The organism is Mastigocoleus sp. MO_188.B34, assembly GCF_030065675.1.
Lineage (GTDB): Bacteria > Cyanobacteriota > Cyanobacteriia > Cyanobacteriales > Nostocaceae > Mastigocoleus.
Genome location: NZ_JASJDK010000091.1, coordinates 1 through 14,766, shown reverse-complemented (window position 1 = coordinate 14,766; position 14,766 = coordinate 1). Strand labels below are relative to the sequence as shown.

Annotated in this window: 11 protein-coding genes, 2 tRNA genes and 1 pseudogene; 11 read left to right on the top strand and 3 right to left on the bottom strand. The window is 36.1% G+C overall.

Features of this window, described 5'->3' with window-relative positions; translation table 11 throughout:
- Nucleotides 1-574 precede the first annotated feature (574 nt).
- The 5 genes from ffh (at nucleotide 575) to QNJ50_RS19630 (ending at nucleotide 4,901) form a co-directional block, all read left to right on the top strand.
- Complete coding sequence (gene ffh / locus QNJ50_RS19650) at nucleotides 575-2,032, top strand: signal recognition particle protein (protein WP_300638369.1); 1,458 nt, start codon at nucleotides 575-577, stop codon at nucleotides 2,030-2,032.
- 307 nt (nucleotides 2,033-2,339) lie between these two features.
- Entirely contained in the window at nucleotides 2,340-2,600 is a 261-nt protein-coding gene (gene rpsP, locus QNJ50_RS19645) for a 30S ribosomal protein S16 (protein WP_027846071.1), read from the top strand.
- Complete coding sequence (locus tag QNJ50_RS19640; protein ID WP_300638366.1) at nucleotides 2,563-3,003, top strand: KH domain-containing protein; 441 nt, start codon at nucleotides 2,563-2,565, stop codon at nucleotides 3,001-3,003. The genes rpsP and QNJ50_RS19640 overlap by 38 nt, the downstream gene beginning before the upstream one ends.
- A 511-nt stretch (nucleotides 3,004-3,514) precedes the next feature.
- Nucleotides 3,515-4,471, top strand: a complete 957-nt coding sequence (locus QNJ50_RS19635; RefSeq protein ID WP_300638364.1) for a PhoH family protein — start codon at nucleotides 3,515-3,517, stop codon at nucleotides 4,469-4,471.
- 25 nt (nucleotides 4,472-4,496) lie between these two features.
- Nucleotides 4,497-4,901 (top strand): ChuX/HutX family heme-like substrate-binding protein, encoded by a 405-nt coding sequence (locus QNJ50_RS19630; RefSeq protein ID WP_300638362.1) that lies wholly within the window; start codon nucleotides 4,497-4,499, stop codon nucleotides 4,899-4,901.
- Nucleotides 4,902-5,133: 232 nt separating this feature from the next.
- Here the strand turns inward: QNJ50_RS19630 and QNJ50_RS19625 are convergent, their stop codons facing one another.
- Together QNJ50_RS19625 and QNJ50_RS19620 are read right to left on the bottom strand one after the other, a co-directional pair.
- A complete protein-coding gene (locus QNJ50_RS19625) occupies nucleotides 5,134-5,841 on the bottom strand; it encodes a roadblock/LC7 domain-containing protein (RefSeq protein ID WP_300638360.1) in 708 nt (235 codons plus the stop codon).
- 693 nt (nucleotides 5,842-6,534) lie between these two features.
- Nucleotides 6,535-7,086: an ATP/GTP-binding protein gene (locus QNJ50_RS19620; protein ID WP_300638358.1), complete on the bottom strand. Its 552-nt coding sequence runs from the start codon at nucleotides 7,084-7,086 to the stop codon at nucleotides 6,535-6,537.
- A 564-nt stretch (nucleotides 7,087-7,650) separates the two neighbouring features.
- Between QNJ50_RS19620 and QNJ50_RS19615 the strand changes: the two genes are divergently transcribed.
- The 6 genes from QNJ50_RS19615 to QNJ50_RS19590 all read left to right on the top strand — a co-directional run bounded on the left by QNJ50_RS19615 (nucleotide 7,651) and on the right by QNJ50_RS19590 (nucleotide 14,243).
- Nucleotides 7,651-8,541 carry a DUF6816 family protein gene (locus QNJ50_RS19615; RefSeq protein ID WP_300638356.1) on the top strand — a complete coding sequence of 297 codons (891 nt, stop codon included), beginning with the start codon at nucleotides 7,651-7,653 and terminating at the stop codon, nucleotides 8,539-8,541.
- A 568-nt stretch (nucleotides 8,542-9,109) separates the two neighbouring features.
- Entirely contained in the window at nucleotides 9,110-10,930 is a 1,821-nt protein-coding gene (locus QNJ50_RS19610; RefSeq protein ID WP_300638354.1) for an ABC transporter ATP-binding protein, read from the top strand.
- Nucleotides 10,931-11,173: 243 nt separating this feature from the next.
- A tRNA-Tyr gene (locus QNJ50_RS19605) sits at nucleotides 11,174-11,255 on the top strand.
- Between the two features lie 185 nt (nucleotides 11,256-11,440).
- Nucleotides 11,441-11,512: transfer RNA gene (locus QNJ50_RS19600), tRNA-Thr, on the top strand.
- A 945-nt stretch (nucleotides 11,513-12,457) separates the two neighbouring features.
- Nucleotides 12,458-12,949 carry a hypothetical protein gene (locus tag QNJ50_RS19595; RefSeq protein ID WP_300638352.1) on the top strand — a complete coding sequence of 164 codons (492 nt, stop codon included), beginning with the start codon at nucleotides 12,458-12,460 and terminating at the stop codon, nucleotides 12,947-12,949.
- Between the two features lie 670 nt (nucleotides 12,950-13,619).
- A complete protein-coding gene (locus tag QNJ50_RS19590; protein WP_300638350.1) occupies nucleotides 13,620-14,243 on the top strand; it encodes a site-2 protease family protein in 624 nt (207 codons plus the stop codon).
- 145 nt (nucleotides 14,244-14,388) lie between these two features.
- On the opposite strand, the pseudogene QNJ50_RS19585 reads toward QNJ50_RS19590, so the two are convergent.
- Nucleotides 14,389-14,634: pseudogene (locus QNJ50_RS19585) on the bottom strand (ISKra4 family transposase); the annotation flags it as partial.
- Nucleotides 14,635-14,766 lie beyond the last annotated feature (132 nt).

Genomic DNA, 14,766 nt, shown 5'->3' with positions numbered 1-14,766 from the left:
CTACATTTACGACTGTAAAAAGTTTTCCGTACTATATCAATGTTTGCCGATTGGGGTTTATGGTAATCAAAAACTTACTCTAACGTCTCGTACTCAGGCTTCGTTGTATATAACTTAATTGATGCTCTGCAGAAAATATAATAACATCAAACAGCCCTGGTATCTACAGCAAATTATCTATCAGCTGTGTATACAAATAACAGATATTATTTACTTCACCAAGTGAAATCATATAAAAAACATTAATTCTTTAAATATCATGTTCGCGTACAAATCATATACTATTTTTGGCGAACAGATAAAAAACAAAAATTGGAAAGAGTAATTTTCAATGAAAATAAGGCTGTTTTCCAGCATTATCTCAAGTCGTGATGAAAAGGATTAAGCTGGTAAATAGCGTACTAAAGATGCGAAAAAACAATTGCTAAATAGGAGCGCGAGCGCCAAAAGTACTTTTAAATCTGTAATTGGAAAAAGTAATTGCATTTTCCAATTATATTGATATATAAAGTTCAAAAAGCAAACGAATCCTATAAACACTCCTTAATGCTGCCTAAGTACTTGTAGAGAAATTATGTTTGATGCACTTGCTGACCGCTTAGAAGGTGCCTGGAAGAAACTGCGAGGACAAGATAAAATCAGTCAATCCAACATTCAAGATGCTTTGCGCGAAGTTCGCCGCGCTTTGTTGGAAGCTGACGTTAATCTCCAAGTAGTTAAAGATTTTGTTTCTGAAGTTGAAACTAAAGCCCTAGGTGCTGAGGTTATTTCTGGGGTTCGACCAGACCAGCAGTTTGTGAAAATTGTTCACGAACAATTGATAGAAGTGATGGGAGATGTTAATGTTCCCTTAGCTCAAGCTGAAACATCACCAACAGTTGTGTTGATGGCTGGATTGCAGGGTACAGGTAAAACTACTGCCACAGCAAAGCTAGCTTTACACTTACGAAAATTAGAGCGCAGTTGCTTAATGGTCGCCACAGACGTTTATCGTCCGGCAGCTATTGACCAATTAATAACTCTGGGTAAGCAAATTGAAGTACCTGTGTTCGAATTGGGAAGTGATGCAAATCCCGTAGAAATTGCCCGACAGGGTGTAGAACGTGCCAAAGCAGATGGGATTGATACAGTAATTATTGATACTGCTGGGCGACTGCAAATTGATACGGATATGATGGCGGAGTTAGCCACCATAAAGGAAACCGTTCAACCCCATGAGGTTTTACTGGTTGTAGATTCCATGACTGGTCAAGAAGCTGCAACTCTGACCCATACTTTCCATGAGCAAATTGGGATTACCGGGGCAATACTCACCAAAATGGATGGTGATAGTAGGGGTGGTGCTGCTTTATCTGTCCGAAAAATTTCTGGACAACCAATTAAGTTTGTTGGTGTTGGAGAAAAAGTCGAAGCGCTCCAACCATTTTATCCCGAGCGGATTGCATCGCGAATTTTGGGCATGGGGGATGTTTTAACCCTAGTGGAAAAAGCCCAGGAAGAAATGGATCTCGCCGATGCGGAAAAAATGCAAGAGAAAATCCTGGAAGCGAAATTTGACTTCACGGATTTTCTCAAGCAGCTAAAACTATTAAAGAACATGGGTTCTCTGGGCGGTATCATGAAAATGATTCCCGGGATGAACAAACTTACCAACGATCAGCTGGAAAAAGGAGAAACACAACTAAAACGTTGTGAATCTATGATTCGGTCCATGACCGTACAAGAAAGAAAAAATCCAGATTTACTTTCCAGTTCTCCCAGTCGCAGGCGTAGAATCGCCAACGGAAGTGGTTATAAAGAATCTGATGTTGGCAAATTGGTAAGCGACTTTCAAAGAATGCGTAGTATGATGCAGCAAATGGGACAAGGGCGCTTTCCTGGAATGGACGGAATGTTTGGCGGTCGTGGAGGAAATCCATTAGCTGCACAAGGTCGTCCTTCAGCTCCTGGATGGCGAGGTCATCCGGGAGGAGGTGGAACAAGGAAGAAGCCCAAGAAAGTCAAAAAGAAAAAAGGTTTCGGTACCCTGTAGGTATTACTTACCGGTCGGCGATCGCTATATCGCTATTAGTTATTAACAAATAGTTATTAACGAATGGTTATGAATAAATGATTGATGATTTACTCAATCAAAAAATATAGATCGCCCGATTATTGCCTTTGCTGTTGGTACATTATATCGTTTAGGCTTAATACAGCCCATAAGTAAGCTCACAAAGTAAAGAACAAATAGCAGTTCATGCTGGCAGGTGCTAGAATTATCATTCTAGTATCATATTTGTGGATATGTATTTCTAAAGAGTTGATACTTTAAGAACAGGAGTAATGTTTTCTCAACCATGATTAAATTGCGTTTGAAGCGATATGGTAAAAAGCGAGAAGTAAGTTACCGTATTATCGCGATTAACAGTCTTGCTCGCCGCGATGGTCGTCCGCTAGAGGAATTGGGATTTTATAACCCCAGAACCGACGAAGTTAAATTAGATGTACCCAATATAGTCAAGCGATTGCAACAAGGGGCTCAACCAACTGATACCGTGCGTCGCATCTTGGAAAAACAGAATGTTTTCGAACAGGTCAGTGCAACATCCGTATCCTAAGAATGAAATTAAATACCCCAGAAAAAATCCTGACTACGTAGGATTGGTACGTTATTTGATGCAGCCATTTTTAGACTCAGCAGAATCTTTGAGTGTAGATTGTGAACTTTCTGGCAGCCGCAGAAAGCGGGCATGGATTCGTATCGCCTTTGATAATACAGATAAAGGTAAAATTTTCGGTCGTGGGGGACGGAATATTCAGGCAATTCGTACTGTAGTCGCAGCTGCAGCAGAAGCCGCTGGACATTCTGTATATTTCGACATCTACGGTAGTACAAGTGGGGATCGAGATAGTTTATCCGGGAATGAAGAAGGAAATGGGCGGATGAGATTACCTCCGCCAAAGTCAAGGGAAAGACGTGGAAATGTCTCGCGACCTGTTTCTAGAACACGCTTCCGCTAGCTTTCCAGCTTGAATGGATAACTACTGTTAACTTATAAGGGCAGTTCCTAATGGTATGGGACTGCCCACTTTGGTTTATCACTCCAACTAATAAGATATTTTTTCTAAGAAGGGAATAGGGAACAGGGTTAATTAAAAGAATGGGTTGTTTGTTCTTATTTTTTTTACAACTTTTTTGGCAGAATCTTAAAAATCTTTCACATACATACTACTAGTGTGTTACACTAAACTACATTAGTGGTAGAAAATGTTTTTTGTCTTTTGCTTATGATTTCAACAAATGCTTATGATTTAAACAAAGTAAAATATGTGGTTCGTCTCGACGCTGCTGCAAGCAGAATGCGATAGTCGCTATTCAAAAAACATTTGGTTGACTGTGTTGGTCGCTGCTTTAATATACTGAGTGAAACAGCTATATTTAGAGCGAAAAAGTTTAAACACTGGCAATCTCTCTATCTATTACTATTTCTTACAGTTAAGTTAAAATTTGTACTAATCAAGCAAGTATACGATGGCAAATGCCATAAAACAAATTGAACTACCAGATATTCCCAGCGCCATAGCTTTATCAGGAAGTCAGGATGCAAACCTCAAGCTTTTATCCCAACAAACAGGGGCTAGCTTGGTATTACGTGGCAAAGATTTGCATATTAGCGGTACTGAAAAGCAAATAGATCTGGCTTATCGATTAGTGCGATCGCTTGAAGAGCTTTGGAGTCAAGGGAATAACATTTCTAGTTCCGACATCTTAACGGCTCGTCAAGCTTTAGATACCAATCGGGAACATGATTTACAACAACTCCAGAAGGATATTTTAGCGAAGACCCGCAGGGGCGAACAGGTTCGAGCAAAAACTTTTCGTCAGCGAAAATATATCGAAGCTATGCGGAAGCAAGATCTAACGTTTTGTATAGGTCCTGCTGGAACCGGAAAAACCTTTTTAGCTGTAGTCGTTGCTGTTCAAGCATTGCTCAAAAATGAATTTGAGAAAATTATTTTAACTCGTCCTGCAGTAGAAGCAGGGGAAAAACTAGGATTTTTACCAGGGGACTTACAAGAAAAAATCAATCCCTATCTTCGTCCCTTGTACGATGCAATTAACGAATTCATTGGAGCGGATAAATTACCTTCTTTGATGGAGAGAGGTGTAATTGAGGTTGCTCCTTTAGCTTACATGCGCGGACGTACCCTAAATAATGCTTTTGTTATTGTTGACGAAGCTCAGAATACAAGCCCGTCCCAAATTAAAATGGTTTTGACCCGCTTGGGTTTTGGTTCTCGAATGGTAGTTACAGGTGATATGACACAAACCGATCTACCCATGCATCAGGAATCGGGGTTGATGACCGCAATAAGAATCTTAAAAAATGTAGAAGGAATTAGCTTTTGCGAATTTTCTCAAAAAGATGTTGTCCGCCATCCCCTTGTTCAGCGTATTGTGGCAGCATACGAAAGACACGAAAAATAATTATTACTCAATAATTGCGATCGTAATGACTACACTCAAAGATTTTCTTGAAGCTTGTGAGAAGCTGGGTACTCTACGTCTGATTGTTACCAGTAGTGCTGCAGTTTTAGAAGCACGGGGTAAATTAGAAAAAATCTTTTATGCCGAACTACCCAAGGGTAAATATGCGAATATGCATACGGAAGGTTTTGAATTTCACTTGAATATGGACAAAATTGTTAAAGTGAAGTTTGAAACGGGTGAAGCAAAACGGGGTAACTTTACCACTTATGCAATTCGTTTTCTTAATGAAAAAGAAGAACCTGCTTTGAGTGCATTTTTGCAATGGGGTAAACCGGGGGAATATGAACCAGGTCAAGTTGAAGCTTGGGAAAGTTTACGCGAGAAGTATGGTGAGATTTGGGAACCAACACCTTTGGTCACAATTTAGGAATTTCTAAACCAATTTCCTAATTAATTTTCCAATAATATTGGGTGTGTTATTGTTTTTATCAATAACGCACCACATTTAAATTCAAAAGTAAAAAGTCATTAGCACCTAGCGTGAGGGGCACCAGAGGTGTTCGCTGTAAGCGCGTCAACAAACGGCTTTGCCGCGTTCTAAGCGTACCGTAGGTACTAATGACTTTTTACTTGCGCGTAGCGCTATAACTCTTTTCCCATTAACTTATTAATTGAACAATTTGGGTAACAACTCTTTTGGTCTCTAAGAAAAGTAGACCTTTTTTAGCGCTCGAATTAGCTAAAACTAACAAAACAGCTTCTGAACCACAGCCAACTAACATGCTGTAGCCTTTTTCACCTTCCACAACAATTCGCTCCACATTTCCACGGGCCAATTCACCTCCAATACGTTCCCCTAATGAAAGAATTGATGCAGACATTGCTGCGGTTCTTTCCTCATCCATTTGTGATGGTAAAACGGAAGACAATGATAAACCATCAGGGCTAACTAAAGCTACTCCCTGGACATCGGGGGTAGAGCTAACAAAATTCTGCAAAGTATCTTGTAACATCGAAATATTAATCATGGTTTTCTCCTGTGAAGTTATTGTTTGTTCATCCTGCTGATTTTCAGTTTTTAAAGAGTCAGTAAGAGAATAATTTATTTTTTCTAAATTTACTGCTTCAGAATCTGCTCGGTCTGGATTTATTTGTTCTTGATTGGTTTGTTCTGGGTTTATGTGTTCTTGATTTGTTTGTTCTGAATTTATTTGTTCTAATTCTGAGTCTTCGTAATTAACTGTTTGATGATTGATTTCTTTTGAATTGATTTGTTTGAAATTAAATAAGTTGAGTAATTTTCCCCACCATGTGAAAATTTTGCTACATACTCTTTTCAATAAAGAGGCAATTTTAGATAAAAGCATAAAGTGTTTAAATATTTAACACTACAAGTGTTAGCTTCATCACAAGAGTGTCCGTTTATTCTTGGAATTAGACAAGCAGTATTATTCATGGATAGGATACATTCGGTCAAATTTGTCACTCAAACCCCAAGTAAATTTAAATCACTTGGATTAATGAATTTTTTGGTTATTTAATGTGTGTTATTTTCGTGCTTTATGTTAGTAATCTAATGTACCAGATTTATGTAGTTATTTGAATTTTTTAGATTTAAAATTTTGAAAATTCATATTTTAAATTTCACTTTTAAAAATTCATACTTGCCAAGTAGTATATTTAATTTTTTTAAATTTTAATATTTTTGTTTTTACAGTATTTTAATATTTTTGTTTGTCTGAAGTTTAAAACTTCAATTAACCTTAAACAAACTTGATTGTAAGCGTCTATCTGACTGAGTATAGCAATCAGAAATCATTTATAAAAATCAATATTTTAGAGAAGCGATATAGCCTCATGTGTCGGTGTTAACCTCTGGCATGTTTCTAAAGAATTTTTTATTCAATAAATTAGATAGGATCGCTATATGTAGAGATGAATATAAATTCTTTATATATATAATATGTCGTAAAAAATAGTACTTTGTTTACGACATATTTGACATGTATTATTTGGTTTCAAATCCTGTTTGAATATCAGATTTATATAGATTCAATAAATCAGATTAATGAGTATTCACTGTAAGATTTGGATAATCGATCTATCAAAGTAGTAAGAACGGGGAAGATAGAAGCTTTGTCTGTCGCATTGACAAACATCATTGGTGGTTGCGTACTTTTTGAATTAAAGCCTAAAGCTAAAGCTATATCTTCAAGCTTGCAAGCATCAGAACAATCACCATGGGTAACCCCAATTAAGTAAGGAATTTCCACTCTTTGATTCATAAAATTAAGGATTCGGCGACTGTAGGGAAAATCTTGAGGACGGTGAGCATCTACAAGAAAGATATAAGCTTGGGCTTTCTGGATCAATATATCCCAAATAAAATCAAATCTTAATTGTCCGGGAGTACCATATAAATGAATGACTTGTTCTGGATTCATATTTAAACGCCCAAAGTCAAGTGCGACAGTAGTTGTTCCTTTCCAGGTTGTGATTTCATCTGTACTAATTTTGTCAGTATTAACAACGTTAATCTCGCTAATAGTGCGAATAAAACTAGTTTTTCCAGCACCTACACTTCCTGTAACCATAAGGCGCAAGATTTCCATTAAAACTAACTCCGTTAAAAAACAATGATGTTTAAAAAATGAGCTGCTAATGTCAAGCAACTCCAATTTTCTGACAATTTCAAACTTGCAAGCTGCAACTTAAAATGAACGATAAATCACGCAATTAGGGTTTTCTTAGCTGATTCAACTAGAAGCATAATATATGCTTTATCTTTATTGGTAAACAATTCTTAAAGTGATAATAAAAACAACAATAATAATCTCGTTCTTAATACTTAGATAGATGATTTTTTTAAGTGATAAATATTGAGTGGTAATAAGAATAACACTTCAAACATGGTACGTTTAATAACATCAACTTTAAGATAAAAACAAAAAAAATATTACTTTTTGTTCTAATCTTTAAAATGCTAGTATTTATAGTTGCAAAGAAAGACTCGCTTGAAATGATTCAAGGTTTTAAATAAACAAGGTATGAGTTCAGATTTATTTTAGTTACTGAGTATATAAAATTTTGTTAAGTAATGCATGCAAATAGAAATATAATTTTAGTATTCGCTCAAATCAATTTGAAGTATTGTAAGAATTACTCAAATAAATATAATGAGGCTTATTGGGGTTGTCCTGTTAGTATTGTGCTATTTGATTGAAAGTTGTTTGATTGGAATTCAAGAAGCAAAAGCTGGAGAGTTAGAGCTAAGGATAGCTAATTTTCCCCAATGGGAAAAAATCAAGACTGTGAAGTCAGCTGAAGGTGAGTTAGTATATCCGGATTGGATGGAAGGTAATTGGCAATTAAAGAGTACCTTAGTGGATTTAGTTGCACCTTTAGCGCCGGATATTGTTACACCGGGATTTGAAGGAAATCGTCGATATCTTCAAGAACCTATCAGTTTTCCTGTAAAGTTTGTACCTGAACGATTACTCGATCTAAATTTACAGACTACTGCTGGAAAGGAAAGTAAGGTTTCGGAAATAGTTGCAGATAGGGCTTTCAACTCTTTAAGTTTAGCTCGAGCTTATTTAGGCGATAGCACAGTTTTATCAGTCAAAGTAGATCCAGATTCTTCCCTGCGTCAGGTTACCTTTTTGCGGGGTAAATGTCCGAATAATTACTATGAACGGGGTAAGTACGATAAGCTTTTCAAGGATGCACAGTGCGATCGCCAGTTAGTTTCTGTTGTTAAAGCTAGAGCTACAGAATATACAGGAGATGGTCAGTTTATTACTTGCGAGGTATTTCAGCAGTTTTTTAAAGGTACAGATCGTCCTTATTTCAACACAGTAGAATCAACAACTGCTTATCGTCAGTTACCGAAAGTCAAATTATCAAAAATTCAACCATCAAAAACCCAGCAACTGAAAACAAATCAGCCAGCAATAGTAGCGGAGCAAGTCACAGCAGTTTATTTATCTCCTCAAGATCCAAATTACTTTAAAGCAGGTTCTCGTCCTGTAGCGCTGTATAAGTACCATTTGGATTTTTATCGATGAATCGAGTTCTTCCCGGTATTTTAGTTTCTCTTGGTATTAGGGAAAACAAACATATATTTACCATTATTTTTTCAAAAGCTTGGATTAGCTTGTTATTTCTCCCTTAACTAATGTTAGAAATGATTTTAAATTTCTGTTAAATTTCTTTACAGGGTATATGGTGCTACGCTCAAGTCATTATCCGAACTTAATTATGTATTGCTATAAATTTTGAAAAAAACAACTACGCTAAAATTTCTCACCAATAATTATTTTTCTGCAAAGCTACTTCATAAGAATGATTTATTTGTCAGGTGATTGACAGCGTTGTAATACAGTTGTAGTATTAAATTCTTAAAGTAATAACTCAAGTTGCTAGTTGTGAAATTATGATGAGACTTCCCTGAATCTATCCCCCGAAGAAAGAAGGGGATTTTGAGTAATTTTTAGCGCCTTTTTGAAAGGTGCATGAGTTGCGCACATAAAATACTGGTATGTAAAAATCTGATTTTTGTCACTAGCAACTTGCATTAAGAAAATTTCAATAACCCATTTAGGGTCGTACAAAATGAACGCCTAACGGTGCATCATGGCAAACTTTCGAGATGTTATTAATTATTTTCGTCCCTACTGGACGCTGAGTGTTTTTAGTATTGCAGCAAGCAGTATCTACGAAATTTTTGATTTAGTTGTACCATATGCCATTGGACAAATTTTAAATATCCTTTCCAATCAACCTATAGATAGACCACTCACAAATATTATTGCTGCAATTGCAAGTAGCATCAATTACCCAGTAAATAAAACTGTGTCATTTGGGGTTTTGCTGGGTTTAATCTTTTTAGTGACGGTAGTTAGAGCGCCAACTCAACCTTGGTTATCGGGCTGGTTCCATTGGGATATCGCTTTAAGAGCGCGTCGCGATCAAAATAAAAAAGCAATTGAAAAAATTCTGACTCTACCCCTAGAGTTTTATGACGAAAATAACCCCGGAAGAATTTCAGCTAGGGTCGCAAAAGGAATTACCAACCATACGTGGACTTACCCAGAAATCGCCGGACAACTAATTCCCAAATTATTTCGGGTTTTAGGGATTTTTGTCTTTATTTGCTTAGTAGAGTGGCGAATTGCTGTTTTATTCTTAATTTCTTTTGTGGTAATTCTCAGCTTTACTTTAAAAAAGTTACGCAAGCTGATATGGCATGAAAGTCGTTTAGATAAGTATGCTGAGGATACGGAAAGTCGTACTTCTGAGCTTATTACCAACATTAAGACAGTGAAAGCTTTTGCGACAGAAAGCAAAGAACTCAAACGTCAGAATAGGCGCTTACAGAGGGAGCTAACTGTAGTTGAATATCGTATTCATAAAGGCTACGTCCAACTCGCAACTTGGCAAAGAAGTTTAATTCAGTTTTGCGTTTTTGTAGTGTTGGGATTGACCCTAGCAGCAACAATTAACGGGAGAATTACTTTAGGTCACTTTGTTATGACCTTAACCCTGTCAAGTATGGCTTACTCAGAATTAGAACCAATTAGTATCCTCGCGGAAATCTTTGCTCGTCGTTATAGTTCAATGTTGCGCTTTCATGAGTTTCTTCAAGAACCGTCAGGAATGGATTCCGTTGGTATTTTAGGTAAACCGAAGTCTGGGGAAGGTGAATATCAATTTACTGGGAAATTAGAATTTTCCCATGTTGATTTTGGTTATGAACCTGCTCGTAAAGTACTACATGGCATTAATTTCTTGATTGAACCATATCAAACTGTAGCGTTGGTAGGGCGCAGTGGTTCGGGAAAGTCCACTCTAGTTAAACTTCTGTTTCGCTATTTTGAACCACAAGCAGGTCAAATTCTGATTGATGGGGAAGATATTCGGACTTTGGATATTGGAGCTTATCGTCGGAGACTAGCGATCGTTCACCAAGAAGTAGATGTTTTTAACGGTACTGTTTTAGATAACCTTACCTACGGTAAAACTGAAGCGACTTTGGAACAAGTAGATGAAGCTTGTCGAATTTCGAGACTTGATGAAGTAATCGATCAACTTTCCGATGGTTACTACACTGTTGTCGGCGAACGGGGTGTGAGACTTTCGGGGGGACAAAGACAACGTTTAGGGATTGCTAGAGCTTTACTGGTAAAACCGGACGTGTTGATTTTTGACGAAGCGACATCAAGCTTGGATTATGAGTCGGAGCGTTCAATTCAGTTAGCGATGCGCGACCTTCAAGGTACTTGTACTACCATTGTGATTGCTCACCGCCTTTCTACGGTACGCGAGGCAGATAAAATTGTAGTTCTGGAGCAAGGAAGAATTGCAGAAATTGGTAACCACCAAGAACTATTACGTCATGAAGGAATCTATCAGCGCTTACATTCTTTGCAGGAAACTGGAGAATTGTTGAAATAAGGGATTGGGGATTAGGGATTGGGTAATGGGGTACACCCGCGCCTTAATCGGGATCGGGGATATTCTGGTTACCAGGCTGAGCCTGGTGACCAAGGCTTGGAGCCTCCTGGCTCCTTTTGAGACGCGACATGTCGCGTCTCTACAAACTCTGACTTCTACCTGCGATTCCTTTCAAAAAAAAAATCAAAAAAATTGTTGGCTTTTTTGAAATGTTATGCTACGATTCATAATCGTGAGACGCAAGGGTCGATGTCCGAGTGGTTAATGGAGGCGGACTGTAAATCCGCTGGCTACGCCTACGCTGGTTCGAATCCAGCTCGGCCCACCTTTCAGGATTTCTCTTCAAGAGTTACAAGTGATGAGTTTTGAACATATTAGTTGTAATTTATTTCAAAACTCAAACTTATATTCTCAATGTTTCTCACCTCTAGGTGAATATGTAACTTTAAATCTTGCTTTTAGATTTAATTATATATCATCCTGACACTGAGAATTTTTAATTATATATTTGCCGATGTAGCTCAGTGGTAGAGCACACCCTTGGTAAGGGTGAGGTCACGAGTTCAAATCTCGTCATCGGCTTTTTTGTTTATTATTTGTGTTGTTGTTGTACTGTTGTACATTAACTAATTATTTGGAGTCTTGGCAACTTTTGGTGAAACCAGGAGAAACGCGTCAATCCGGCAGTTAGCGTAGCGTTGCGGAACGCAATAGGCAGAAGGAAGAGCAAGAAGGAATTAAGAAGTAAAATTTACAGGTTTTCACTTATTTTTGACCTTGTTTAAAGTGAATATTGTTAGCTTTTGGTGAATCAATCTGCAGGAGCGCTAACTTTATTTACTGATTCGGAATATTTGAAATTTACTGTACTGCAATATTGGTTATTTCAGATATGGAAGAAAATTTGAGATGATTTTGCGTTCGCTAGCGATCGCGGCATTTAATTATCTAGTAATTATATTCAGGATAATTATCAAAGATATATTGTTGTTTAAAATGAACCTATCCCACTATTCTAAAAATGCTTATTTGTTTGAGTAAAATTTGCCTGAAAAGCTTGATTTTTCGTTTTTAGTTCTTAAAATACTTAAGCTTTTTCGCAAAAATCATATTAGTGGGATAGGTTCATGTATGCGGTGCTGAGATTGCTTATTGCAAAGTTGAACCTAACTCAATAAACGCATCCACAAGCAATTGAAGTAATTTCATGGAATATCGTTTCTTAGTCGAAAATATTCCCCAAAAATGTACTCTTAGCAATAATTAGGAGTCATTTTGGTCTAAATCCCCATTTCTTAAAATTACTAGTACGGTTTTTATACAAATTAAAGTCAATCTAAGATGTTCCACACCATGAGTGTGGAATTTTTATTTGAGAAATTAATACCGAATCATTTGTATGTTATGCAACTTCGCTCTAGGTAGTTTTTTTGTTTTTGAATGTATTGGGAATATTTCAATGTTTCTAGCTAGATATGAGAAGTTAAAGACTTACATGCACAAACGTGATTAATTTACTATAAAAACATGAAAGTTACACATCGTTCTCAAAGCCTATTAATACTTCAAGAAAAACCAGTGTTGTGGTGGATAATTGGAGGTATGTTTATAGCGACTGGATTTTCATTTTTTATTCAAGCTTTTACACTAGAACTATTTGGGCTATTTTGGTATATTTTATTAGCTGGATTTATTACTTTGGCTGGTTATAATATGCTATGTTTAGCACCATTTGTGACTTACCGATTTGACCTTACTCTTAATAAATTAATTTTAAAGCGACGAGGCTTATTTGGTGCAGAATTTGTTGAGCATCGTTTGAGTGAAATTCAAGATGTCACAGTGGAATCATGTAGTTACGGTGATACCTATCGAGTTAGCATTGCCTTAATCTCCGGCAATCACCTATCCCTAACTCACTATTATGATTCTAATAAGATTGACAAACAAAAAACGGTATCGTGGATCAAAAGTTTTCTTAACTTGCATCCTGCACCAATAAAAATTGATGTACTTTAATTACTCAGTATCAAAGGTAAAATCTTAATTTAATTTGTATATTTAAAAATAAAGATTACTTTTTTTTAGACTTCTTTTGTTACAAATTTGATACTAAAATGTTGGCATTAATATTTGTTTTTAACTAATGTTTGTGATTTCTGAAAACTGAAAATATATCTAAAATTAGATTTTTGTTATTTTTATCATTGAAATCTGAAAAAACAAATACTAGTATTTTAGGAAAAATTATCAGTTCTGTATTAATTTTATGTGTGTTAATTTTAGGTGTATTAATCTACTTCACTATTTGGATTGATTGCTAACTATATTTTGTTTATTTTAAATATAAATCACGACTTTCTAATTAAGTAATATTTACGCATTAATTACAAGAATTTAGGTATCTATAATTACTTGACTACGTCGTAAGGGGCTTCCAATAAATAAAATGTATTTGGTGAGTTAAGGACATTTTATTTTTTAGATCTAACTAATGAATTTAATTATGTTTTTCCTGCGTAAGTCCTATTAGATTTATAGTTATTTTTTATTGTTTATCTACAAGTATTTATATTTAAATTAACAACATAAATCTATAAAGGATAAATGAATTTATCTTTCATAGATTTTGTACTAGCTATGTAACAACATATTTATCATTTACATTTATCATTACTACTACAAAAAAATGTTTATTCTATTATTAATTACTCAACCCCTACTATTTTTTAGATATATAATAATAATTATTGCTTCGATTGTTTTACACGAATTAGCTCATGGTTTTTCTGCTATTTCTCAAGGTGACAATACGCCTGAGCACAGCGGACATATGACCTTAAATCCCATAGTTCATATGGGTTGGTACTCAATAATCTTTTTATGTTTAGCTGGATTCGCTTGGGGACAAATGCCAGTTAATCCGAGAAGATTTCGTCACGGTAAATTAAGTGATATTATAGTTTCCGCTGCTGGTCCCTTATCAAATTTAGCTCTGGGATGTATTTTTCTTACTGTACTCGCATTTTTTCACTCTTTCGGGGTGATTAGTAGTCAGTTTTTCTATCTCGGAGCTAAAATTAATTTTTTACTTTTCTTGTTTAATATGTTACCAATACCACCATTAGATGGGTTTCATGTGCTTAGTCAAATCTTTCCAGGATTAAAACCTTTGGATAATCCCCAAACAGGTATGGTTTTATTTATGATTATATTTTTAGTACCCGGCTTTAGTGAAGGATTACAAGCAGTAGCTGATTTAATTATTAGTCTGCTTTCAGGAATTAAACCGGATTCCTATATGATATTTTAAATTGAGGAGCAAAAATACTCAATAAAAGCCTATTGCTAACTCAACTTTACGCTAACTGGGTCGGGTAACATTGGGATGTTGTCATCCCGCAGTCCTCTAAGTTATCTCGTCTACGACGTACACAACGTAAACATAGATAGGGATTGACATTAGGCATTGATAAATCTGCCTTTTTTACTTGCCTATGATGGATAGAATGACCAACTTCTATACCTGTTAAAACTTTTAAGTCCTTCTCTGCATCTTTGAATGACTCGTTCGCTGATAGTAACAAACAGCACTTCTCTAGTAATGGGCTGAATCTTCTGTATGGCTCAATACCAAGACGTAAAGCTTGTTTCCTAGTGATTAAAATATTACCAACACAGCTTCTTATTTTTCGGGTACGTCCTTGGAAGACGCGGTGCGGCTCGTTACAACTAGGAGCTAGTAGAAAATACTAGGGTATGAGTTGTGTAAGTCATCTAGGTAATACCTAGAAACTTATAACTATTCTTATGATGTGGGTGTAAAACCGCAAAGG

Excerpts from the sequence above, each read along its gene's own strand:
- ffh (WP_300638369.1), top strand. The coding sequence starts at position 575 with ATGTTTGATGCACTTGCTGACCGCTTAGAAGGTGCCTGGAAGAAACTG.
- rpsP (WP_027846071.1), top strand. The coding sequence starts at position 2,340 with ATGATTAAATTGCGTTTGAAGCGATATGGTAAAAAGCGAGAAGTAAGT.
- QNJ50_RS19640 (WP_300638366.1), top strand. The coding sequence starts at position 2,563 with ATGTTTTCGAACAGGTCAGTGCAACATCCGTATCCTAAGAATGAAATT.
- QNJ50_RS19635 (WP_300638364.1), top strand. The coding sequence starts at position 3,515 with ATGGCAAATGCCATAAAACAAATTGAACTACCAGATATTCCCAGCGCC.
- QNJ50_RS19630 (WP_300638362.1), top strand. The coding sequence starts at position 4,497 with ATGACTACACTCAAAGATTTTCTTGAAGCTTGTGAGAAGCTGGGTACT.
- QNJ50_RS19625 (WP_300638360.1), bottom strand. The coding sequence starts at position 5,841 with ATGCTTTTATCTAAAATTGCCTCTTTATTGAAAAGAGTATGTAGCAAA.
- QNJ50_RS19620 (WP_300638358.1), bottom strand. The coding sequence starts at position 7,086 with ATGGAAATCTTGCGCCTTATGGTTACAGGAAGTGTAGGTGCTGGAAAA.
- QNJ50_RS19615 (WP_300638356.1), top strand. The coding sequence starts at position 7,651 with ATGAGGCTTATTGGGGTTGTCCTGTTAGTATTGTGCTATTTGATTGAA.
- QNJ50_RS19610 (WP_300638354.1), top strand. The coding sequence starts at position 9,110 with ATGGCAAACTTTCGAGATGTTATTAATTATTTTCGTCCCTACTGGACG.
- QNJ50_RS19595 (WP_300638352.1), top strand. The coding sequence starts at position 12,458 with ATGAAAGTTACACATCGTTCTCAAAGCCTATTAATACTTCAAGAAAAA.
- QNJ50_RS19590 (WP_300638350.1), top strand. The coding sequence starts at position 13,620 with ATGTTTATTCTATTATTAATTACTCAACCCCTACTATTTTTTAGATAT.